This is a genomic window from Flavobacterium paronense (assembly GCF_030409795.1).
GTDB lineage: Bacteria > Bacteroidota > Bacteroidia > Flavobacteriales > Flavobacteriaceae > Flavobacterium > Flavobacterium paronense.
This window is the reverse complement of the sequence record NZ_JAUFQN010000019.1, coordinates 2,307,052-2,328,049: the sequence shown is the minus strand read 5'-3', so window position 1 is coordinate 2,328,049 and position 20,998 is coordinate 2,307,052. Positions and strand designations below refer to the sequence as shown.

The following is a 20,998-nucleotide window of genomic DNA, read 5'->3' as shown; positions in this document are numbered from 1 at the left end:
TTTATTAATTAAATGAAGCTTAATACTCCATTCTGTTTTATTTGACATTTCAAAACTAGATATTTATTTAAAATAATCGATAAAAAGCATAAAAAAATCGATGAAATACACTTTTTATGTTTTATAATAAATAAAAAACTTACAATTTTGATTTTTACAATCAAAAACAATTCATTTTGTAAGTTGATAGTTAGTTCTTTAAAAAAAGGAAAAAAATGGTTGAATGTGAAGTATAAAAAAAGGCTTGGAAATTTTCCAAACCTTTTCAATTTTGTAGCGAGAGGGAGATTTGAACTCCCGACCTCAGGGTTATGAATCCTGCGCTCTAACCGACTGAGCTACCTCGCCTAGTGTAGTGGTTAATATTCTTAATGCGGGTGCAAATATAAAACTTATATCATAGCTTACAAATATATAGTGACAAAAAAAATTATTTTTAAAAATGTCCTTTTTTTTGATTTTATTATATATATTTCCAAAAAATATTCTAAACCATGGAGCATAAAATACGCTACGAACTTGAGTTCCCATTAAATTCATCTCCCCAATTACTGTATCAATATATATCTACACCTTCTGGATTGCAAGAATGGTTTGCTGACAATGTTAATTCAAGAGGAGAGTTTTTTACTTTTACTTGGGATAGTATTGATGAAAATGCTCGTCTTGCTTCAAAAAAAACTGGAGAGAAAGTTAAATTTAAATGGGTTGATGAAGATAAGAAGGATACGGAATACTATTTTGAATTAAGAATTTTGGAAGACGAAATTACTAAAGATGTCTCTCTAATGGTTGTTGATTTTGCTGTTGAAGATGAATTAGATGAATCAAAATTATTATGGGAAAATCAAATCTCTGATTTAAAACACGTAATAGGTTCTATATAAAATCAAATTTTTAAAAGTTATATTTGTCCCGTTTTAAACGGGATTTTTTTATGGTAAATTTTAATGGGGTAATTCAAGATTCTGATTTACAGTTAACAGTTTCTAACAGATCATTCTTATACGGCGATGGTGTTTTTGAAACTTTAAAAATTGTAAACAATAAAATACTTTTTTTTGAAGATCATTATTTTCGTTTAATGGCTTCCATGAGAATTGTGAGAATGGAAATTCCGATGTCTTTTACCATCGAATATCTTGAAGAGCAAATCTTGAAGCTAGTCGAAGTATTAGCTATCGAAGATTCTGCAAGAATAAGGTTTACTGTTTTTAGAAACGAAGGCGGATTTTACTTGCCAACAGATAATTCAATTTCCTATGTCATTCAGGCAAATAAGCTGGATAGCATAAAGTATAAAACCCCTAAAAGTCAATTTGAAGTGGATTTGTATAAAGACTTTATTGTTCCAAAACAATTACTGTCAACGCTTAAGACGACAAATAAGATTACAAATGTAACAGCAAGTATTTTTGCCAAAGAAAATCAACTTGATTCCTCTTTACTTATTAACGAAACCAAAAATGTTATAGAAGCAGCAAATGGAAATCTGTTTATGTTGATGGGAAGCAAATTGATAACACCACCAATTTCTGAAGGTTGTTTGAATGGAATAATGAGAAAACAAATTATAACTTTAGCAAAACAAATTGATTCAATCGAAGTTATTGAAGCAGCTATTTCTCCTTTTGATTTGCAGAAAGCAGATGAGTTATTTATTACCAATGTTATCATTGGAATACAGCCAATAACAAAATATCGTAAAAAAGAATTTGAAATTCGCTTAGCTAATCAGTTGTTAGAGAAATTGAATAATACAATAGAAGCTTAATTCAAAGTAGGATTTTCTGGAGCATTAGACCAAATTAAATAATCTCCTCCAAGCTCTAAAATTTTCTCTTTCCAAAAGTTAACAGATGCTTTCCCAAGAATTTTGTTTTCATAATTATTTTTTATCAAAATCCAGGAGTTGGCTTGCATCTCATTTTCTAATTGCTCAGAATCCCAACCAGTGTATCCCAAAAAGAAACGGATATTTTTTTTCTTAATAACACCTGTATTTATTAATTCTTTGGTAAAATCAAAATCGCCACCCCAAAATATTCCTTTAGATATTTCAATACTATTCGGAATCAAATCGGGAACGTTATGAATAAAATATAAATTGTCTTGTTCTACTGGGCCTCCATTATAGATTTTGAAATTGGAATTAACCTCTGGAAGTAAATCTTTGATAGAGTATTTAAGGGGTTTATTCAAAATGAATCCAACTGAACCTTCTGAAGTATGGTCAGCCAATAAAATTACAGATCTATTAAAGGACATGTCACCAATAATAGATGGTTCGGCTATTAACAAATGTCCTTTTTCTAATTTTTCCGCAATCATTTTGAATTAATTTTTAATAAAGTTGCTTAAAAAAAAATGATTTTCCAAATTTTTCTATGCTAAAAACAAAAAGACCATTCGTTTTGCGAATGGTCTTTGTATATCAGAAGAACTAAATTATTAGTTTACTGCTCCGTCTAAATCTGCTCCTGCTTTGAATTTAACAACATTCTTAGCAGCAATTTTGATAGTTTTTCCTGTTTGAGGATTTCTTCCGTCTCTTGCAGCTCTTTTAGATACTGACCAAGATCCGAATCCTACTAAAGATACTCTTCCACCTTTTTTCAAAGTACCGCTTACGTTACCTAAAAATGATTCTAAAGCTAATTTTGCTGCTGCTTTTGTTACTCCTGCGTCAGCTGCAATCGCATCGATTAATTCTGATTTGTTCATAATGTTAGTTATTAATTGTTGGTTAAACATTTTGTTAATGATAACAAATTTAATAGGAATTCCTTACTGCACAAGAGTTTTCGTGTTTTTTTCAAATATTTGTTAATAACTTGGTTTATTTGTTGATAAGCCGAGGCTTTTCGCCGTTTTTTTTATTCAAAAAAGAGCTTGAGACCTTATTCTGCTTGTGCTTTGTCTGAAAATGTAATGCCATTTAGTAGTTCATTTGCCGCCATTTTTTTCTTCCCTGGAAATTGAATGCTCAAAATTTGAATGTAACCATCTTTTACAGCAATCTTAATTTCTTTTTTAGTCGTAATAATGCTACCTATAGTATAAGAGTGATTTTCAAAATGAATCTTAGCTTCATATATTTTTACATTCCATTCTTGTTCATTATCTTTAAATAAGCACCACGCCGTGGGATAAGGAGATAATCCCCGAATCAAATTATAAATTTCAAATGCAGATTTTGCCCAATCTATTTTGCAGTTTTCTTTGTTGAGTTTATGAGCTGTTCTTATTTCGGAAGTATCTTGTTGAATTGTAGTCTGAACATTTCCTTTTTCAATCAAAGCCAAAGTTTCAACAACGGCTTCGCTTCCTAGAACCATAAGTCTATCGTGAAGTTCTCCCGCATTTTCATTCGGACTGATTCCGATTTCCTTGTTTAAAATCATTGCACCTGTATCAATCTTATCATCTATGAAAAATGTGGTAACACCGGTTTTTATTTCTCCATTAATAATAGCCCAATTGATTGGCGCAGCTCCACGATAGTTTGGTAACAACGATGCATGAAGATTAAAGGTTCCCAATTCTGGCATTCTCCAAACTACTTCGGGCAACATTCTAAAGGCTACTACAACTTGCAGATTGGCATTAAGCGATTTTAATTCGGATAAAAAAGTTTCGTCTTTTAGATTGCTAGGTTGCAATAATTTAAGATTGTGCTCTAATGCATATTCTTTTGCCGCCGAATATTTAATCTTTTGGCCACGACCGGCAGGCTTATCAGCAGCAGTAATGACACCAACAACGTTATAATTGTTTTTGACTATTTTATCCAGAATGCCGACAGCAAATTCAGGAGTTCCCATAAAAACAATGCGCAACTTTTCCATTTCTATTTTAAGGAATATAAGTTATTTGATTTGATACTTATTGTACCATTTTCCAAAAGATTTTGAATCGCAAAGATAACATCGTCTTTCGGAAGTTTAGTCAACTTTTGAATATCTCTTGAGTTGAAGTCCTGCATTTTCAGTAAGGCAATAATTTTTTCAGAAATAGTTTCCGGATTTTGCTTCTTCTTGTTTTTGGAAATGCAATAGGAGCAAACCCCGCAGTCGTCTTTTATGGTTTCGCCAAAATACTGCATTAGCAATTTCTGTTTGCAGGTTTTAGTTTCTTTACTATAATACAAAACCGCTTGCAGTTGTTCCGTTTTTAATTTGTTTTGCGCCTCCAAATGTTTTGAAACTCTATTGATGGTTCGTTCATCTTCCCGAACTTCATTAAAAGTAATCGTAGCATCATTGTTTTTGGCAATCAAATCAATGACTTGCTTTTCGTTTAATTTTTGCAAAAGCGAAAGCACCTCTTTTTCAGTACTATTTGATTTTTTGGCAATCAAAGTTGGATTAAAAGCTGTTTGCATATCGTAAATTCCGGGATAGGTTCTAAGAATGGTTAATACAATTTCTTCATCTGCCGGATTCAAACTCATATACCGAATTACTTCTTTAGACGGAATGGTAAACTGAATGCTAACTTTTTCAGAGAATTCTTGAGATAAAGTAATAACTCCTTGCCTGTCCAAAAACTGTAGAGCATTATAGGTTTTCAGTATCGGAAAATTATATTTGGCACAAAACTGATTGAGATTAAAACTAAATTGTTCGTCAATGCCTTCGCCATAGGCAATTTGAAAAAAGCTGCATAATTTTAAAAAAACCAAATTCAGAAATGCTTTATCAGGAAGCACACTTATAAACTGCATTTCTGCATGCAAAATATCCGACGGATTATTAAGTAGTATAGCAAATGCTTTCTCGCCATTTCTTCCGGCTCGACCGGCTTCTTGATAATAATTTTCTAGATTTTGAGGTAAATGCAAATGGATAATCGTTTTCACATTGGCTTTGTCAATTCCCATTCCAAATGCGTTGGTAGCAACAATAACCTGTACTTTTTCTTCCATCCAAAGCTTCATGTGTTTTTCTTTCTCTTTAGAAGATAATCCGCCATGATAATAGGTTGCTTTAAAACCGTGGCTTTCTAATTGATGCACTGTTTCCAAACAACTTTTTCTGTTGGTAACATATATAATGGATGGTTGCGGATTCTTGTGTAAAATTTGTTGCAACAGATGAAGCTTGTCTTCGGTTTCAAAAACCATATAAGCTATGTTCGCTCTGTAAAATGATTTTGAAAAAACTTGAGGTGAAGTGAGTTTTAATTGGGTTATGATGTCTTCTTTTACTCTCAATGTTGCAGAGGCGGTCAATGCCAAAAAAGGCACTTTCGGAAAATATTCTTTAAGTTGTACAATCTTTAAATAAGCCGGACGAAAATCATGTCCCCATTGCGATACACAATGTGCTTCATCAATGGCAATAAGGTTTACAGGTAGATTTTTGATGCGTTCTAAAATCCAATCGTTTTGCAATCGTTCGGGTGAAAGATATAGAAACTTGTAATTTCCAAATTGGCAATTGTCCAATAAATCAATAATCTCATCGTGATAAATTCCACCGGTTAAAGCAATCGCTTTGATTCCTTTCTTTTGCAGGTTTTCAACTTGGTCGCGCATCAAGGCAATTAATGGAGAAATAACCAAGCAAATTCCTTCTTGCATCATCGCCGGAACTTGAAAACAAATCGATTTTCCACCGCCAGTTGGCATGAGTGCAAAAGTATCTTTTCCTTCTAAAACAGAAGTTATAATCTCTTCCTGTGGCTCGCGGAAGGCATTATGTTTCCAGTATTGTTGTAGAATTTCTAAAGCCTTCAAGTTATGAATTATGAGTTATGCCCTTAGACTCCGCTTAGGGTGACAATTAATTGGATAAAGATATAAAATAAGATTATGTTGCTGCTACAGTAAAAGTGTATTAAGCAATTTGGTTTAGTATAAATTGCATTCTTTCTTCTACTGTTCCTCTTGGAACTTCAATCAGATTATAACCATAGCTTTCATAAGTTTCAATCAAATGATCAAAAATAAGTTTGGCTTGTTCAAAGTTTTCATAACGGGCTTCATCACTTTCGTATATTTCTTCCCATGGTGGAAGGACAAAAACTTTCGAGTAGGAATGTTCTTTGCTGGCTTGATCAAAAAAAGCAGGATAACTATCGCCAATGTAATGCATGTAAGCCAAAATATCTGGAATGCCTCGATCTAAAAATACGATTTCAGCTTGGTCTTGTATGGCTTGTTGGTGCTGTTTTTTTCTTCCTTCTAAAAGTAACTCGCTGAAAAGCAAAGGTCTTTCCAGGAAAAGTTGTTCTATGCCTTGCTTTTTTGCTTCAAGCGTTATTTGTCTAGAAATTTCTGGGAAACACGCATAGCCTTGTTCGATAAATGCATCGATTATTGTGGTTTTTCCTGTTCCTGGACCACCAGTTATTACTATGAGTTCTTTTTTCAAGTTTTTTGAAATGAAGCGCAAATTTATTGAAACTAATTAGAATATGTAAAGCGAATTGATATTTATTTTTAGGATTAAAAATTATTTTTTTGAAATCGTAGAATCCAATTCTAAATTCTAAAATCAATACTGTATATTTGCTATTATTTTGTTTAAAAATGGATAAGAAGACAGAAGAGTTTTACATCAGATTACGAGAAGAACTGAGCAATACTTCAGCATGGCCTAGTGAATACTTATATAAATTTATTGTACCAACAAGCCCCAAAAAAATTGAAGAAGTAGAAAATGCTTTTGATAATATAGGCGCAGTAATTCATACCAAACAATCCAAAAATGCAAAATATACAAGTATTTCAATAAACGTGTTGATGGAAAGCCCTAGTCATGTGGTCGAAAAGTATATTGAATTATCTAACATAGAAGGCATAATATCATTATAATGATTGAAAAATATATAAAAGAAAACGCTAACGAAGTCGTTCATCATTTAGAGTATAATGCAGAGCGTTCCCATTTGATTATTCCAGAATATGGCCGTCATTTGCAAAAATTGATTGATCAGGCAACGGCAATCGAAAACAAGGAAGAGCGAAATAAAGCGGCTAAATATATCATTCAGGTAATGGGAAGCTTAAATCCTCATTTGCGTGATGTCCTCGATTTTCAGCACAAATTATGGGATCAGATTTTTATCATGTCCGATTTTAAATTGGATGTTGATTCTCCTTATCCAATTCCAACACGAGATGTAATTCATCTAAAACCTGAAAGATTAGCCTATCCACAAAAAAATCCGAAATATCGTTTTTATGGTAATAACATCAAGTATATGATTGATGTTGCCAACAGTTGGGAAGAAGGTGAAATGAAAAGTGCTTTGGTAAAAGTCATTGCCAACCACATGAAAAAATCTTATTTGAGTTGGAATAAAGACACGGTTACGGATGCTGTGATTTTTGAACATCTTTATGAATTATCTGCCGGAAAATTAAATTTGTTGCAAAGCACAGAAGAGTTGTTAACTACAACGGACTTGATGCGTACCAATAAAAAAGTTTCTAACAAAAACATGCCAATCTCAAATCCGAAAATTAAGATTAATAAGAATATCAAGAAGCCGTTTATAAAGAAAAATAATAATAATCAAAAATAGTTGTCTGTTAACAGTTGTTTGTTTTATACAGTAAACGACAACTAACAACCGACAACCGACAATAAAAAATATGGGAACTTTTAAAATTGAAGGTGGCATTCAACTAAAAGGTGATGTAACACCTCAAGGAGCCAAAAATGAAGCGTTACAAATCTTATGTGCCGTACTTTTAACTCCTGAAAAAGTAACAATCAACAACATTCCTGACATTATTGATGTCAATAAATTGATAACACTTCTTGGAAATCTAGGTGTAAAAATCCAAAAAAATGGTCCAGGTTCTATAACCTTTCAATCAGATGATATAAATGTAGGGTATCTTGAAACGGAAGCTTTCAAAAAAGAAGGCGGAAGTTTAAGAGGTTCTATCATGATTGTCGGGCCGCTCTTAGCACGTTATGGCAGAGGATATATTCCAAAACCGGGTGGCGATAAAATTGGTCGTCGTCGTTTAGATACTCACTTTGAAGGATTTATTAATTTGGGTGCTAAATTCCGTTATGAAAGAGAAGATCATTTCTATGGTGTTGAAGTTAAAGGAAGATTAAAAGGAGCACATATGTTACTTGATGAAGCGTCAGTAACAGGAACGGCAAACATAGTTATGGCTGCAGTTTTAGCAGAAGGGATTACTACAGTTTACAATGCAGCTTGCGAACCTTATTTGCAACAGCTGTGTAAAATGTTGAACTCAATGGGCGCCAAAATCACTGGAGTAGGTTCTAACTTATTAACTATTGAAGGTGTTGAAAAATTAGGTGGTTGTGAGCACAGAATCTTACCGGATATGATTGAAATTGGTTCATGGATTGGTCTTGCCGCTATGACCAGAAGTGAAATCACAATCAAAAATGTTTCTTGGGAAAATCTTGGGGTAATTCCAAGTGTGTTCAGAAAATTGGGGATTACATTAGAACGAAAAGGCGACGATATTTATATTCCAGCTCATACTAAAGGCTACACAGTAAAAACCGATATTGACGGTTCGATATTAACCATTGCAGATGCACCATGGCCAGGATTTACGCCCGATTTGTTGAGTATCATTTTAGTTGTAGCAACGCAAGCAAACGGAGATGTGTTAATACACCAAAAAATGTTTGAAAGCCGTTTGTTCTTTGTAGACAAATTGATTGATATGGGTGCCAAAATCATGTTGTGTGATCCGCACAGAGCTGTAGTTATGGGACATGATTTCAAATCACAATTGAAAGCAACGGTAATGAGTTCGCCTGATATTCGTGCGGGAATTTCATTATTGATTGCTGCACTTTCTGCCAAAGGAACATCGACTATTCAAAATATTGAACAAATTGACAGAGGGTACGAACGCATTGACGAAAGGCTTCGTGCACTTGGTGCTAATATTGTAAGAGTTTAAGAGTATAGAAAATAAAGTATAAAAAATAGAGGTGCAGATTTGTACCTCTTTTTGTTTGAAAATATGGAAACTTATATTATCATCCTTCTTTGTATTGCGTCTTTCTTTGCCGGATTTGTAGATGCTATTGTGGGCGGTGGCGGATTGATACAAACTCCGGTTGCTCTAATTTTACTGCCGAATCTTGCCGTTTCCTCTATAATTGGTTCGTTAAAAATTCCGGCTTTTAGCGGAACTAGTTTTGCGGCGAATCAGTATTTGAAAAAAGTGGACATGAATTGGAAACTGCTTTCTATCATGGCAGTTGTTGCTTTTGCTTCTGCTTTTTTGGGTTCCAATTTACTGACCAAAGTGCATAATGATTTTATGAAACCATTGCTTTTGGTTGTGTTGACTTTAATTGCCATTTACACGTTTACTAAAAAAGACTTCGGAATTCACCAGGCGAAAGAGCATACCGTTAAACGCCAATTCTTGTTAGCTATTTCCATGAGTATTGTCCTTGGATTTTATGATGGATTTATTGGTCCGGGAACCGGAAGTTTTTTGGTTTTAGCTTTTGTAACTGTTTTGGGTTTTGATTTTCTTCATGCCTCGGCGAATGCCAAAATGGTCAATCTTGCTACCAATTTTGGTTCTATATGTCTGTTTATTATCAAAGGGAAAATTATTTGGGCAATAGCTATTCCTATGGCTATTTGCAACGCTTTGGGTGGTTGGATTGGTGCCAAGCTCGCCATCAAAAAAGGAAACGGATTTATTAGAATTTTCTTTTTAATTGTAGTAATCGGAACGCTGATTCGTTTTGGTTATGACGTGTTTTTTTAATGATTGTATTTTCGGTTTAACAGTAGTATTTTTAGTTTAATATTGTCATAGATTAATCCGAATACCAATGCTATTGCTGCAATTAGAAGCACCACAAGTTTAATTTTCACGTAAAGTATTCCACCTATTATTCCGCCGATAAAGAAGAAACATATGATTGTTAATCGCAATTTAATAGAGGAATACAATTTCTTTTTCATCTCGGGTTTTTTAAAGAAAAACAATTGCGATAATTCTATTCCTAAATCGGTAAAAAGCCCGGTTAAATGAGTAGTTCTTACAGTTGCATTTGAAATTTTGGTTACCAGTGAATTCTGCAAACCCATTGCAAACAATAAGCTGCAGGCAATAATATTAGGGTTATTGAGTATTAATTTTCCGCCAAAGATTCCAATAGAAAACAGTATCAAGATTTCAATTGAAGTTGGAAGAACATAAATGTTTCTTTCGGTTTTTTGTGCTATTAACTCAACCAGATAGCTCGAAACGAATGATCCGAGAAAAAAGAAAAAGATGTATAAGAAGTAAACAAATCCATTCCAGAAATGCAACTTGAATATTTCGTCCACAAAAAAAGCAAAATGTCCGGTGACATTAGTAGTTAGTTTAGCAACAGCCAAAAATCCGGCAACATTTACAATTCCGGCCACAAACGAAAGTAAGGAAGCAATCCTCAAATTGTGTGTTAATGTTCTGGATTTACCCTGATGTGTAAACATTAGTATTTTTTAATTTCTGGTTTCTGAAACAGATTCAAAAAACTTCATCTCAAAGATACTGTAAATAAGTCTTTTTAGTTGAGGAAGTCTTTTTTACAAACACGGAAGCAATTAGTTGAGACAAGGAAAATAGTATTCTTAAGACGGAAACTTATACAATAGCTACGGAAGACTTTATTCTTGATACGGAAGTTTAAAATAGGGATACGGAAGCATATTTGAATGACACGGAAAATCATTTGAGAGACACGGAAGCTCGTTTGAGGGCTGGGAGAGCTTGAAAATGCTGGAAAGTTGGTTTTTTAGGCACGGATTAAAAATCCGCGCCATCGGTAAGAATAAAGTATATTGTAATTTACTCTAATACATTCAAAAACTTCAGACCAAAGATAACACCATCGCCTTGATAGCCACTTTGGTAGGAACGAACATAATCTACTCGGAATAAACGGTATTTTCCAAATCCTAAATTATCTAAACCAACTGAAAATTCCTGATAAGGTTTTCTGTTAGGAACAGCCAAATTATGAAATCCTAAAACCAATTGAGATTGCAAGTGTTTCAACAACGGAATCTTATTCATAAAATAGCCTTTGTCGTTGTGTTCAAAATGAGTTTCACTGTAGCTATCATTAGTGCTGGCAGCATAATATGGTAATAAATTAAACACATTAGTATAACTGTCGGATTGCCCTATATGAGTTTGGTTACCATTAAAATGTCTGTAATCTACGAAAGAAATGTTCTCGGCATTAAAGAATTTGCCAGCTTTGAATGCCATTTGTAACGTTCCTTTATTACCTAAAGTAACATCATAATTTACTTTCGCAGCCACAAAATCATATTCGTAATTTTTATCAGTGGCAGCAAATGTCTTTTCATAACCTATAGATAATGAGGGATAATCATCATTCGGAATGTTGTATTTACCATCAGGACGGCTTATGTATTTTTGACCAAAATTAAAGCGCATTGCAATATTGGTTTTAACCAAATTGTGTTTGCTGATTGCCGCTGAAGTTTCATCTGTTGGCGAAAGCGGATTGTTGGAAGTATACAAATCATCACTTTTTATAATGCTGAAATCTGTCGTATTGTACAAAGGTTTTCTTTCGGCATATTCGGCACTTACATTCAGATAAATACCATTAAGAAGCTCTCTTCCGAAAAATCCCGAAACAAAATTTTTCTCATACAATTTCATAAAATTGTTTTTGAAAAACAAGGTGCTAACAGTATTGACAATATTTGAAATTGGATTATTACTGTTAAACTGATTGACAGAACTTCCGCCATTTAAAGTCAATAAACTATTGTCTGTATTGTTGAATTTATGGGTATAGTTAGCCGTAGCTCTTATTTTTTCTTCTGAAAAACCATAGTCAAATTTTGAACTAACTCGGGTAAACGTTCTTTTATCATCATCTCGTTTTGTATAGGATAAGCCGGCATTGATTCGGTAGCCTTGAACAGTATTGAAGGATAGTGATGTCAACGGTCCATCATAATCAATCGACCATTTTTTAAACGAATTTTTATAGCTGTAACCACTCAAAACATTCATCACTTTAAATTTGTTGTGTTTGGCATCAATCGAATCTAAATAGACTTTTGATTTCTTTTTTGTTTGCAGAACATCTTTCTTAATGTAATCAGTTGATTCTTCTTCTGTCAAAGGAACCGGACGAATGGTATTCCAAAATGAGTCTTCCTTCTTATTAGCATTCTCCTGAAATGACAGAATTTCATTGGTGAAGGTTTTCTTTTCGAATTGCTTTTCAAATTCAAAATTAGAATACACATAGGTAAACCGTCCATTGAGTTTGATGCTTAACAATCCGGCAATAAAGTCTAGTGTTTGCGTGTTTTTCACCCAAATTTTATTAATTGAATTATAGCTATAACTCTGTTTCAAAGTTAATTTGTCAATAGCCGGCGATTGCATTTGATTACCTTTAATAGATAAATCGGTGGCATAAACAGCATAAGAGTCATCTACAATATAAATGTATCCTTCCATCACCGGTTCGGTTTCGCGGCGTGGAATTACTTTTATCTTATTAATCTGCTGGCGATTTTCGGTAAAAAAAGAACCTTCAAATTTGTATTTATAGTAATTGAAAGCATTATCGGCTATTGGTGAGACGACATTTACTTCAAAAGGAAGATAGTTTTCATAAAAATCAAAATTCACAGAGGCAGCGTTGTTGAAGCTAAAGCCATTGTCTTTTCCGCTTACTTTAGAAGCCACAATAACTTCTTTCATTTTATCCGGTTTTTGAAAAGTGATTTTAGAAACAGTTTCCGATAAATAGATTATGCCACTTCGGGTAGAGTCAAGGATTTCATCAAAGAAATCAAACTTTTGCCCCATGATGGTTTTTGGAGCATCTTTCAATCTAATGATGCCACGGGAATAAAAATCAGATTTAAAACGAGCTGTCTTTTCGGAGTTCTCTTTTTTGTTTTTAATCGCATTCCGAATAATCTCATTTGCCGGATTGTCTTTTGGGTTTATGACTACTTCCTGCAATGTTATATTTTCTTCTACTAAAGTGATAGTCAGCATTTCGGCAAACTGATTTTTAGCAATTGTTTTTTTTACGGTTTTATATCCTAAATACTGAAAAATTACTGTTGGGTTTTCGGTTTTTACATTTAAGGCAAACTTTCCTTTGTCGTTTGAAGTTGTTCCGTTATAGGTATTCTCTTCAAAGATGTTTACAAAAGGTAATGGATTTCCTTTGTCGTCGGTAACGGTTCCTTTTATTTGAGCGACAGCATTAATAGTCAGCAAAAGGCATAAAAGCGATAATGATTTTTTAAGTAGCATATAATTAGGTAGATATTTTTATAGAAAAGACTGAAGCGCTAATTCATAGCTTTTTAAACCAAAACCAATTATAATTCCTTTGGTATTTGGAGAAATAAAAGACTGGTGCCGAAAAGTTTCTCTGGAAAAAGTATTGGAAATATGAACTTCAATGACGGGAGTTGCAATGGCTTTTACGGCATCACCAATTCCAATTGAAGTATGTGTATAGGCAGCTGCATTGAGAATGATACCGTCATACGAAAATCCGACTTCTTGGATTTTATCAATCAGTTCGCCTTCTATATTACTTTGAAAATATGAAAGTGCAATATTTGGGTATTTCGTTTTCAACTCGTTATAAAAAGTTTCGAAAGTCGTACTTCCATATACATCAGGTTCACGCTTTCCTAACAAGTTTAAATTTGGACCATTAATTATGATTATTTTCATCGGAACATATATTTCTGTAAAAATAGGAATAATCAATATAAAAGAGTCGTTAGTTTTACTTAAAAAAAGCAATTATTAATAGGAAAAAAGCACGGTATTGATGAAAATATCGAAAAGTTCAAAAATGAAATATCGTTGTTAACAGCCTAAAATAGGTTTAAATAGCTGAAAAATAATAGATTAAGCCTCTTTTTTGTTGATAACATTGTTAATAACTGAAATACCTCAATATGTTGATAGAAAAGTATTACTTATAAATTTGTTCATATTAATTTTAAAATTAAACAAACATGAAAAAAATTATTTTAACAGTAGCTGCAGTATTCGCTTTGACGTTTGCTAATGCACAAGACAAAGACAAAAAAGAAGGTGGTAACCAAACTTCTGAAGGGAAATGGTTAATTGAGGCTAACACAGGTTTTGGAAGAGGAGTTGGATCTACTGCTTTCGCATTAACTTCTGAAGATGGTAACACATCTTACAATATTGGAGCTGAGGCAGGTTATTTTGTAATGGATAACTTAGCTATCAAAGCTGGTTTAGGTTATGGAGATGACGGAGCTGATACTACAACTATCGCTTACAAAGTAGGAGCTAAATATTATGTAAAAGGTATGATTCCTGTTGAGTTATCTTATAACGGAGTTAGTGTTAAAGGTTTAGATGAAAACCCATCTTACGTTGGTCTTCAAGCTGGTTATGCTTGGTTCTTAGGAGAAAATGTTTCTATCGAGCCAGGTTTACGTTACAACTATAGCTTAAACAGTGATTTTTACGAAAATGCTTTACAATTCAACATTGGATTTGCTTTACATTTCTAATATTTGAAAAAATATTTAATGAAAACCGTGCCATTGGCGCGGTTTTTTTATTTGTATAAATCAGCTTGTAAGATTTGTTTTCAAACTAATTTAAAATATATTTGCCGTTAACTCATAAGAAAAAAACATGAAAAAAATTATTTTTACCATAGCTGTGGTTTTAACTGCAACAATTGCAAATGCTCAGCTTAGAGAAAAAGGAACCACTGAATTGATTCCACAAATTGGTTATTCATCTTCAAATTATGTTGGCAATCAAGTTGGTTCTGGAAATTCGCCTATAACTGATTTGAGTTTCGGAGTAGCTGGAGATTATTTTTTTAATAACCGTTGGAGTCTTAGATCAGGATTGTTGTTTCAAACTATGGGAACTGAAATATCAGTAGGTACAGAAAAATTAAAATATATTACCTTTCCAGTAAATGCAAATTGGCATTTTGGGAGTACTAGAAAATGGAATTTAAACTTTGGACCGAGTATTGGGTTTTTAACTTCGGCAACTGATAATGGTACAGATGTTAAAGAACTTTTTAATACAACACAATTAGGACTTAATTACGGAATTGGATACAAAATTGAAGTTTCAAAACAAATCAGCATTTTAATTGATTATCAAGGAATGTCTGGTTTATCTAAAATAGCAAAAGATTCTAGTATAAATGTAAAAAATGCTTACGGTTCATTTGACCTAGGTTGTGTTTTTAAATTATAATAGTTGTCTTTTATAAAATAAACCACTCAATTTTACGAGTGGTTTTTTTATAACCACACTTTTCGTTTCTTTGTCCTATGAACTGGAACAGTTATATCAAAAGTTTTCAATCCTACCTCAAAATTGAACGGGGTTTGTCAAAAAATACCTTGGCCAATTATACTTTTGATTTAGAACGATTATGTGCTTTTTTACTTGAAAATGCTATTTCGGTTTCACCCGAAAAAATAAGCGAAGAAACAATTCAACAGTTTATCTATTCCGTTTCCAAAGAAGTGAATGCCCGTTCTCAAGCCAGAATTATTTCGGGTTTAAAAAGTTTTTTTTCCTACCTTATTTTTGAAGATTATCGCTCAGATAATCCAATGGAATTAATTGAAGCGCCAAGAATTGGCAGAAAACTTCCGGATACGCTTTCGTTAGAAGATATAGATAATTTGATAGCAGCTATTGACTTGTCTAAACCCGAAGGCGAACGAAATAGAGCCATGTTGGAAACTTTATATGGCTGTGGACTTCGGGTTTCTGAAATTATTTCTCTTAAAATCTCGGATTTGTTTTTTGACGAAGGTTTTATCAAAATTACAGGAAAAGGCAATAAACAGCGATTTGTTCCGATAGCTAAGGCTACACAAAAATTTATTGCCTTTTATAAGAACAATATAAGAATTCATTTAAATATTGTTAAAGGGTATGAAGACACATTGTTTTTAAACAGAAGAGGGAAACAGTTAACTCGAGCAATGGTTTTTACAATCATAAAACAATTAGCCGTTAAAATTAATTTATCGAAAACAATTAGTCCACACACATTAAGACATTCATTTGCAACCCACTTACTTGAAAATGGAGCTGATTTGCGTTCTATTCAATTGATGCTTGGGCATGAATCAATTACTACTACTGAAATTTACGTGCATTTGGACAGAAAACATTTAACACAAATTATCAATAAATTTCACCCTAGAAAAATGTAGTTTGGATATAAATTTTCTACTTTTGTTTTCGTCAAAAAGTAAAACAATAAACCCAAATCTGTTTTAAATGAAGTTTAATAACGTATTTGTAGTTGATGATGATAAAATATTTCACTTCATCATAAAAAAACTGCTTCTCAATAATAATATCAATGTCTCGCCATCTTTCTTTGAGAATGGACTTGAGGCTATCGAAGGAATTAAAAGTAAATTGGATAATGGTGAATCTCCACCTGACTTAATTTTGTTAGATATTAATATGCCAGTTTTGGATGGTTGGCAATTTTTGGAGGAATTTAAATTATTAAAAAAATTCTTAAAAGAAGAAATCAGTATTTATATTATTAGCTCTTCCGATAATGTCGTCGATAGAAATAAAGCAAAAGAGTTTGAAGATGATATAAAAAATTATTATCTAAAGCCTATGACAATTGAATGCTTAAATTCAATTTTTGCTATATAAAAAAGGCGGTCTCGTTATGTAAAGAGTCCGCCTTTTTTTATTAATTATAATTTCTATTTCGCAATATTTACTGCTCTGGTTTCACGAATTACGGTAATTTTAACCTGACCTGGATAAGTCATTTCTGTTTGAATTTTTTGTGAAATTTCAAAAGAAAGGCTAGCTGCATTTTCATCGCTTACTTTTTCACTTTCAACAATTACACGAAGTTCACGCCCGGCTTGAATAGCATAAGCATTTTTAACACCGTTAAATCCAAAGGCGATATTTTCTAAATCTTTTAATCTTTGGATATAAGAATCCAAAACTTGACGTCTTGCACCTGGTCTTGCTCCTGAAATAGCATCACAAACTTGAATAATAGGAGAGATTAAATATTTCATTTCAATCTCATCGTGATGCGCTCCAATTGCGTTGCATACTTCTTCTTTTTCACCAAATTTCTCTGCCCATTGCATTCCTAATAATGCGTGTGGTAAATCACTTTCAGCATCAGGCACTTTTCCGATATCGTGAAGTAAACCGGCACGTTTTGCTAATTTTACATTCAAGCCTAATTCGGCAGCCATAATTCCGCAAAGCTTAGAAACTTCACGTGAGTGTTGTAATAAATTTTGTCCGTAAGACGAACGGTATTTCATTCTACCTACTACCTTAATCAGTTCAGGATGTAAGCCGTGAATTCCTAAATCTATAACTGTACGCTTCCCAACTTCAATGATTTCATCATCAATTTGTTTAGTTGTTTTAGCAACAACTTCTTCAATTCTTGCTGGGTGAATTCTACCGTCAGTCACTAATTTGTGTAATGATAAACGAGCAATCTCTCTTCTTACAGGATCAAAACAAGAAAGAATGATTGCTTCTGGTGTGTCATCCACAATGATTTCAACTCCTGTAGCCGCCTCAAGTGCACGAATATTTCTTCCTTCACGTCCAATGATTCTTCCTTTAACATCATCCGATTCAATATTGAAAACAGAAACACAATTCTCAACGGCTTCTTCCGTTCCTACTCGTTGAATAGTGTTGATAATGACTTTTTTTGCTTCTTGTTGCGCCGTTAATTTAGCTTCTTCAATAGTGTCTTGAATATGCGACATAGCTTTAGTTTTGGCTTCCGCTTTCAAACTTTCTACCAATTGCTCTCTTGCATCTTCGGCAGAAAGACCGGAGATAACTTCAAGCTGCTGCACTTGACTTTTATGAAGCTTTTCAAGCTCTTGTTGCTTCTTGTCTAACAGTTCGATTTTTGAATTGTATTCTGTTGTTTTTGCCTCGTAATCGTCGTTTACTTTTTTAGCTTTTGCTAATTCACTTGAAACCTGCGACTCTTTATCTCGCGTTCTTTTTTCTACTTCAGCAATTCTTTTGTCTTTATTTAAAATCTCTTGTTCATGCTCTGATTTTAATTCTAAAAACTTTTCTTTTGCTTGTAATAACTTGTCTTTTTTGATATTCTCGCCTTCAAGATTAGCATCTTTTAAAATTGATGCTGCTTCTTTTTTGGCATTTTTAACCATATTGGAGATATTACTTTTTTCAAGGAATTTTGCAACTCCAAAACCTCCGGCAATTCCCGCAATTAGCGCAATTATAATTAGTATAGTTCCCATTTTTTTGTTTGTGTTTATATATAAAAAAGCCTACATTAGGTGAATGCATAAACTCGAGAAGACAAGTTTTGAGCTAACTCGTTGGTCAAGGATCCACGATATAGTGGCGTGCTTTAGTAACGACGATTTGCTCATTCTAATTTGTTAGTGTTGAGTTTACCAATTAAAATCTAATGTAGGCGGTATTGTAATCCTATGTGATAAGAACGTTATTTTTTTTCGAGATAGTCGAATAATAAATCATTAATTTTTTTCAATCGTTCAAGATCTTTACTGTCAATGGAACTTTCGACTTGCTTTTGTTCTACCTGAGAAGCAAATTGTAAGGCACACATGGCTAATACATCTTGTTTGTCGCGAACAGCATAGTTTTCTTCGAATTGCTTAATCATAGCATCAATTTTTTTGGAAGCACTTCGTAGCCCTTCTTCCTGAGACAAGTCAACCGTTAACGGATAAACTCTATCTGCAATTGATAATTTTATTTTAAGCTTTTCATCCATATTTTAGTCTGATAACTGCGCTATACAGTAATCTATCTCTCGGATTAATGAATTTATTTTAAGCTTTGTATCTCGTTTATTTTCTTCACCGCCTAATAATGAATTAGCCATTTTGAGAGATTCGCATTCCGATTTCAAAGAGGCAATCTGTTCCGATTGCTTTTGAATCACTGCCGCAGCTATATCTAATTCCTTTTTTATTGATACAGAACCTTGTTCTAAACTATTTACTTTAGCAAAAAGTTTTTCTATTCTATTCTCAACAGAATTAATTATTTCTGCAATATCACTCATGAAATATTTTATTCATTACTTACTTCACAAAGTTAGGATTCTATTTTGTTTGCACAATATTTTTGTCAATTATTTATCACGATTATGAGACGAAATTATAATAATTTGTTTTTTAAGGAGTTATAAAAAACAGTATAGTTGTAAATTTTTACGTACTTTTAATTACTTTAGCAGAAACAACCTTTTATGAGAAATTTTTGTTTTGTTTTTTTATTTTCAATTTTTGCAATTGGACAAACCCAATATCCAAAGGATTATTTTCGTTCGCCACTTGATATACCATTACAGCTTTCAGGGAATTTTGGGGAACTACGTCCCAATCACATACATTCTGGCTTTGATTTTAAAACCCAACAAAAAGAAGGTTTAAACGTTTACGCTGCCGCAGATGGCTATATTTCCAGAATAAATGTTTGTGAAGTTGGTTATGGAAAAGCTGTTTATATAACTCATCCAAATGGTTATACTACTGTATATGGGCACTTACAATCGGGTTTTGGAAAAATTGAAAAGTACATTAAAACTGCTCAATACAAAGCTAAATCGTATGAGATAGATGTTCCATTAAATCCAAATGAATTGGTAGTAAAAAAAGGAGATATTATTGCTGTTTCCGGAAATACAGGTGGTTCTGACGGACCACATTTGCATTTTGAAATTCGGGATACACAATCCGAAAAAATTATTAACCCAATGTATTTTGGATATGACACGCTTATTACCGATTCGAAACGCCCTGCAATTAATAGTTTATGGGTTTATCCGTTAGATGTAAACAGCATTGTAAATGAATCAAAAAGACCTATTTCCGTTAATTTATCTTTGCAGAATGATGGTAGCTATCTAGCGGAAAAGATTTCGGCAACAGGAAAAATAGGTTTCGGAATAACAGCGTTCGATTATGATGATGTTTCCTGGAATTCTAATGGAATTTTCAGAGTGCAAACTTTTCTCAATGGGAAAAGTGATTTCGGATTTCAATTTGATACGTTTTCTTTTGATGAAACTCGATTTGTTAATCTTCTTATTGATTATGCACGATATAAAAAACTAGGGCAGCGTGTTCAAAAATTATTTGTAAAAAATTCATATCCGTTAAGCATTATAAAACCGGGTTCAAACAATGGAGTCATTTCCGTTTCGAGTAATATAACTCAGTCGTATCGTATTGAAGTGGCCGATTTTAGTGAAAATATTGCTAAAATTTTTATCCCAATTCAATATTCAGCTTTGCCTGCTAAAGTTGAAGAAGTGCCAATAACCTCTAAATACTATGTAAAAGCAAAAAAGGAAAATATTTTTTCACTCGAAAATGTCACTGTAAATTTTCCGACGAATACCTTTTACGATGATTTTTATATGAATTTTGAGGTAAAAAAAGGAACCCTAAAACTTCACGAAGATATTGTTCCGGCATTTTCAAACTTTTCAATCACTTTTGAAGATAGCATTACACCTCAAAAAGACAGAGAAAAAATGTTTATTGGCTTGGTAAACGAAAAAAAAATAAGCTACTACAATACTAAACGTTATAAAAATTCGTTTACTATCTACACGAAATATTTGGGCGAATACAAGCTCATAAAAGATGGTAAACCACCAAAAATAAAACTAGACAAACACATCGGTGGAAAGTGGATTAGCAACTTAAATGAATTGAAATTCACAATTTCAGATGAATTATCAGGAATAAAAAGTTATTATGGTTATTTGAATGGGAAATGGATTTTGCTTGAATATGAACCCAAGACCAAAAAGCTTATTCATCGGTTTTCGGATGGTATTGTCGCCGAAGGAGAAAACGATTTAAAAGTAGTCATTACTGATAATGTTGGAAATTCTACTATCTTTGAAACACAATTTTTTAGAAGTCAAAAACCTTAATA

The 20,998-nt window shown here is 33.0% G+C and carries 22 protein-coding genes, 1 tRNA gene and 1 other RNA gene; 11 read left to right on the top strand and 13 right to left on the bottom strand.

Features of this window, described 5'->3' with window-relative positions; translation table 11 throughout:
- Window positions 1-274: 274 nt before the first annotated feature.
- Window positions 275-348: transfer RNA gene (locus QWY90_RS11500), tRNA-Met, on the bottom strand.
- 146 nt (window positions 349-494) lie between these two features.
- Here QWY90_RS11500 and QWY90_RS11495 point away from each other — a divergent pair.
- Window positions 495-887 (top strand): START-like domain-containing protein, encoded by a 393-nt coding sequence (locus QWY90_RS11495; RefSeq protein WP_290283896.1) that lies wholly within the window; start codon window positions 495-497, stop codon window positions 885-887.
- A 50-nt stretch (window positions 888-937) separates the two neighbouring features.
- The gene (locus QWY90_RS11490) at window positions 938-1,774 is read left to right on the top strand and encodes an aminotransferase class IV (protein ID WP_290283895.1); all 837 of its coding nucleotides are present in this window, start codon (window positions 938-940) and stop codon (window positions 1,772-1,774) included.
- Here QWY90_RS11490 and QWY90_RS11485 read toward each other — a convergent pair.
- The 5 genes from QWY90_RS11485 to QWY90_RS11465 form a co-directional block, all read right to left on the bottom strand.
- On the bottom strand, window positions 1,771-2,331 hold the full coding sequence (locus QWY90_RS11485; protein WP_290283894.1) for a YqgE/AlgH family protein: 561 nt from the start codon (window positions 2,329-2,331) through the stop codon (window positions 1,771-1,773). The genes QWY90_RS11490 and QWY90_RS11485 overlap by 4 nt on opposite strands.
- Before the next feature lie 120 nt (window positions 2,332-2,451).
- Entirely contained in the window at window positions 2,452-2,754 is a 303-nt protein-coding gene (locus QWY90_RS11480) for an HU family DNA-binding protein (protein ID WP_290283893.1), read from the bottom strand.
- Between the two features lie 146 nt (window positions 2,755-2,900).
- Window positions 2,901-3,848: a methionyl-tRNA formyltransferase gene (gene fmt, locus QWY90_RS11475; RefSeq protein ID WP_290286069.1), complete on the bottom strand. Its 948-nt coding sequence runs from the start codon at window positions 3,846-3,848 to the stop codon at window positions 2,901-2,903.
- A gap of 2 nt (window positions 3,849-3,850) precedes the next feature.
- A complete protein-coding gene (locus tag QWY90_RS11470) occupies window positions 3,851-5,740 on the bottom strand; it encodes a RecQ family ATP-dependent DNA helicase (RefSeq protein WP_290286068.1) in 1,890 nt (629 codons plus the stop codon).
- Between the two features lie 100 nt (window positions 5,741-5,840).
- On the bottom strand, window positions 5,841-6,377 hold the full coding sequence (locus QWY90_RS11465) for an AAA family ATPase (RefSeq protein WP_290286067.1): 537 nt from the start codon (window positions 6,375-6,377) through the stop codon (window positions 5,841-5,843).
- 158 nt (window positions 6,378-6,535) lie between these two features.
- Here QWY90_RS11465 and QWY90_RS11460 point away from each other — a divergent pair, with 158 nt between their 5' ends.
- The 4 genes from QWY90_RS11460 (at window position 6,536) to QWY90_RS11445 (ending at window position 9,742) form a co-directional block, all read left to right on the top strand.
- A complete protein-coding gene (locus QWY90_RS11460; protein WP_290286066.1) occupies window positions 6,536-6,820 on the top strand; it encodes a DUF493 family protein in 285 nt (94 codons plus the stop codon).
- A complete protein-coding gene (locus tag QWY90_RS11455; RefSeq protein WP_290286065.1) occupies window positions 6,820-7,533 on the top strand; it encodes a DUF4290 domain-containing protein in 714 nt (237 codons plus the stop codon). The genes QWY90_RS11460 and QWY90_RS11455 overlap by 1 nt, the downstream gene beginning before the upstream one ends.
- Window positions 7,534-7,603: 70 nt before the next feature.
- Complete coding sequence (gene murA, locus QWY90_RS11450) at window positions 7,604-8,914, top strand: UDP-N-acetylglucosamine 1-carboxyvinyltransferase (RefSeq protein ID WP_290286064.1); 1,311 nt, start codon at window positions 7,604-7,606, stop codon at window positions 8,912-8,914.
- A 63-nt stretch (window positions 8,915-8,977) separates the two neighbouring features.
- Window positions 8,978-9,742, top strand: a complete 765-nt coding sequence (locus tag QWY90_RS11445; protein WP_290286063.1) for a sulfite exporter TauE/SafE family protein — start codon at window positions 8,978-8,980, stop codon at window positions 9,740-9,742.
- Here the strand turns inward: QWY90_RS11445 and QWY90_RS11440 are convergent.
- From QWY90_RS11440 to aroQ, 3 genes are all read right to left on the bottom strand, one after another.
- Window positions 9,739-10,461, bottom strand: coding sequence for a YoaK family protein (locus QWY90_RS11440; protein ID WP_290286062.1), 723 nt, complete (start codon window positions 10,459-10,461; stop codon window positions 9,739-9,741). The genes QWY90_RS11445 and QWY90_RS11440 overlap by 4 nt on opposite strands.
- Before the next feature lie 355 nt (window positions 10,462-10,816).
- On the bottom strand, window positions 10,817-13,294 hold the full coding sequence (locus QWY90_RS11435) for a DUF5686 and carboxypeptidase regulatory-like domain-containing protein (protein WP_290286061.1): 2,478 nt from the start codon (window positions 13,292-13,294) through the stop codon (window positions 10,817-10,819).
- Window positions 13,295-13,312: 18 nt separating this feature from the next.
- On the bottom strand, window positions 13,313-13,726 hold the full coding sequence (gene aroQ / locus QWY90_RS11430; RefSeq protein ID WP_290286060.1) for a type II 3-dehydroquinate dehydratase: 414 nt from the start codon (window positions 13,724-13,726) through the stop codon (window positions 13,313-13,315).
- Window positions 13,727-14,016: 290 nt separating this feature from the next.
- Between aroQ and QWY90_RS11425 the strand changes: the two genes are divergently transcribed.
- From QWY90_RS11425 to QWY90_RS11410, 4 genes are all read left to right on the top strand, one after another.
- The gene (locus tag QWY90_RS11425; RefSeq protein ID WP_290286059.1) at window positions 14,017-14,547 is read left to right on the top strand and encodes a hypothetical protein; all 531 of its coding nucleotides are present in this window, start codon (window positions 14,017-14,019) and stop codon (window positions 14,545-14,547) included.
- A gap of 127 nt (window positions 14,548-14,674) precedes the next feature.
- Complete coding sequence (locus tag QWY90_RS11420; RefSeq protein ID WP_290286058.1) at window positions 14,675-15,259, top strand: outer membrane beta-barrel protein; 585 nt, start codon at window positions 14,675-14,677, stop codon at window positions 15,257-15,259.
- A gap of 77 nt (window positions 15,260-15,336) precedes the next feature.
- On the top strand, window positions 15,337-16,236 hold the full coding sequence (gene xerD / locus QWY90_RS11415) for a site-specific tyrosine recombinase XerD (protein ID WP_290286057.1): 900 nt from the start codon (window positions 15,337-15,339) through the stop codon (window positions 16,234-16,236).
- A 67-nt stretch (window positions 16,237-16,303) separates the two neighbouring features.
- Window positions 16,304-16,699: a response regulator gene (locus QWY90_RS11410; RefSeq protein WP_290286056.1), complete on the top strand. Its 396-nt coding sequence runs from the start codon at window positions 16,304-16,306 to the stop codon at window positions 16,697-16,699.
- A 53-nt stretch (window positions 16,700-16,752) separates the two neighbouring features.
- Here QWY90_RS11410 and rny read toward each other — a convergent pair whose 3' ends face one another.
- From rny to QWY90_RS11390, 4 genes are all read right to left on the bottom strand, one after another.
- The gene (rny, locus tag QWY90_RS11405; RefSeq protein ID WP_290286055.1) at window positions 16,753-18,315 is read right to left on the bottom strand and encodes a ribonuclease Y; all 1,563 of its coding nucleotides are present in this window, start codon (window positions 18,313-18,315) and stop codon (window positions 16,753-16,755) included.
- 49 nt (window positions 18,316-18,364) lie between these two features.
- Window positions 18,365-18,471, bottom strand: a non-coding RNA gene (gene ssrS, locus QWY90_RS11400) — 6S RNA.
- Window positions 18,472-18,524: 53 nt separating this feature from the next.
- The gene (locus QWY90_RS11395) at window positions 18,525-18,818 is read right to left on the bottom strand and encodes a cell division protein ZapA (protein ID WP_290286054.1); all 294 of its coding nucleotides are present in this window, start codon (window positions 18,816-18,818) and stop codon (window positions 18,525-18,527) included.
- A 3-nt stretch (window positions 18,819-18,821) separates the two neighbouring features.
- Window positions 18,822-19,112 carry a coiled-coil domain-containing protein gene (locus tag QWY90_RS11390; RefSeq protein ID WP_290286053.1) on the bottom strand — a complete coding sequence of 97 codons (291 nt, stop codon included), beginning with the start codon at window positions 19,110-19,112 and terminating at the stop codon, window positions 18,822-18,824.
- Between the two features lie 186 nt (window positions 19,113-19,298).
- Here QWY90_RS11390 and QWY90_RS11385 point away from each other — a divergent pair, with 186 nt between their 5' ends.
- Window positions 19,299-20,996: a M23 family metallopeptidase gene (locus tag QWY90_RS11385; RefSeq protein ID WP_290286052.1), complete on the top strand. Its 1,698-nt coding sequence runs from the start codon at window positions 19,299-19,301 to the stop codon at window positions 20,994-20,996.
- The last annotated feature ends 2 nt before the right edge of the window (window positions 20,997-20,998 follow it).

Excerpts from the sequence above, each read along its gene's own strand:
- QWY90_RS11495 (WP_290283896.1), top strand. The coding sequence starts at position 495 with ATGGAGCATAAAATACGCTACGAACTTGAGTTCCCATTAAATTCATCT.
- QWY90_RS11490 (WP_290283895.1), top strand. The coding sequence starts at position 938 with ATGGTAAATTTTAATGGGGTAATTCAAGATTCTGATTTACAGTTAACA.
- QWY90_RS11485 (WP_290283894.1), bottom strand. The coding sequence starts at position 2,331 with ATGATTGCGGAAAAATTAGAAAAAGGACATTTGTTAATAGCCGAACCA.
- QWY90_RS11480 (WP_290283893.1), bottom strand. The coding sequence starts at position 2,754 with ATGTTTAACCAACAATTAATAACTAACATTATGAACAAATCAGAATTA.
- fmt (WP_290286069.1), bottom strand. The coding sequence starts at position 3,848 with ATGGAAAAGTTGCGCATTGTTTTTATGGGAACTCCTGAATTTGCTGTC.
- QWY90_RS11460 (WP_290286066.1), top strand. The coding sequence starts at position 6,536 with ATGGATAAGAAGACAGAAGAGTTTTACATCAGATTACGAGAAGAACTG.
- QWY90_RS11455 (WP_290286065.1), top strand. The coding sequence starts at position 6,820 with ATGATTGAAAAATATATAAAAGAAAACGCTAACGAAGTCGTTCATCAT.
- murA (WP_290286064.1), top strand. The coding sequence starts at position 7,604 with ATGGGAACTTTTAAAATTGAAGGTGGCATTCAACTAAAAGGTGATGTA.
- QWY90_RS11445 (WP_290286063.1), top strand. The coding sequence starts at position 8,978 with ATGGAAACTTATATTATCATCCTTCTTTGTATTGCGTCTTTCTTTGCC.
- QWY90_RS11440 (WP_290286062.1), bottom strand. The coding sequence starts at position 10,461 with ATGTTTACACATCAGGGTAAATCCAGAACATTAACACACAATTTGAGG.
- QWY90_RS11435 (WP_290286061.1), bottom strand. The coding sequence starts at position 13,294 with ATGCTACTTAAAAAATCATTATCGCTTTTATGCCTTTTGCTGACTATT.
- aroQ (WP_290286060.1), bottom strand. The coding sequence starts at position 13,726 with ATGAAAATAATCATAATTAATGGTCCAAATTTAAACTTGTTAGGAAAG.
- QWY90_RS11425 (WP_290286059.1), top strand. The coding sequence starts at position 14,017 with ATGAAAAAAATTATTTTAACAGTAGCTGCAGTATTCGCTTTGACGTTT.
- QWY90_RS11420 (WP_290286058.1), top strand. The coding sequence starts at position 14,675 with ATGAAAAAAATTATTTTTACCATAGCTGTGGTTTTAACTGCAACAATT.
- xerD (WP_290286057.1), top strand. The coding sequence starts at position 15,337 with ATGAACTGGAACAGTTATATCAAAAGTTTTCAATCCTACCTCAAAATT.
- QWY90_RS11410 (WP_290286056.1), top strand. The coding sequence starts at position 16,304 with ATGAAGTTTAATAACGTATTTGTAGTTGATGATGATAAAATATTTCAC.
- rny (WP_290286055.1), bottom strand. The coding sequence starts at position 18,315 with ATGGGAACTATACTAATTATAATTGCGCTAATTGCGGGAATTGCCGGA.
- QWY90_RS11395 (WP_290286054.1), bottom strand. The coding sequence starts at position 18,818 with ATGGATGAAAAGCTTAAAATAAAATTATCAATTGCAGATAGAGTTTAT.
- QWY90_RS11390 (WP_290286053.1), bottom strand. The coding sequence starts at position 19,112 with ATGAGTGATATTGCAGAAATAATTAATTCTGTTGAGAATAGAATAGAA.
- QWY90_RS11385 (WP_290286052.1), top strand. The coding sequence starts at position 19,299 with ATGAGAAATTTTTGTTTTGTTTTTTTATTTTCAATTTTTGCAATTGGA.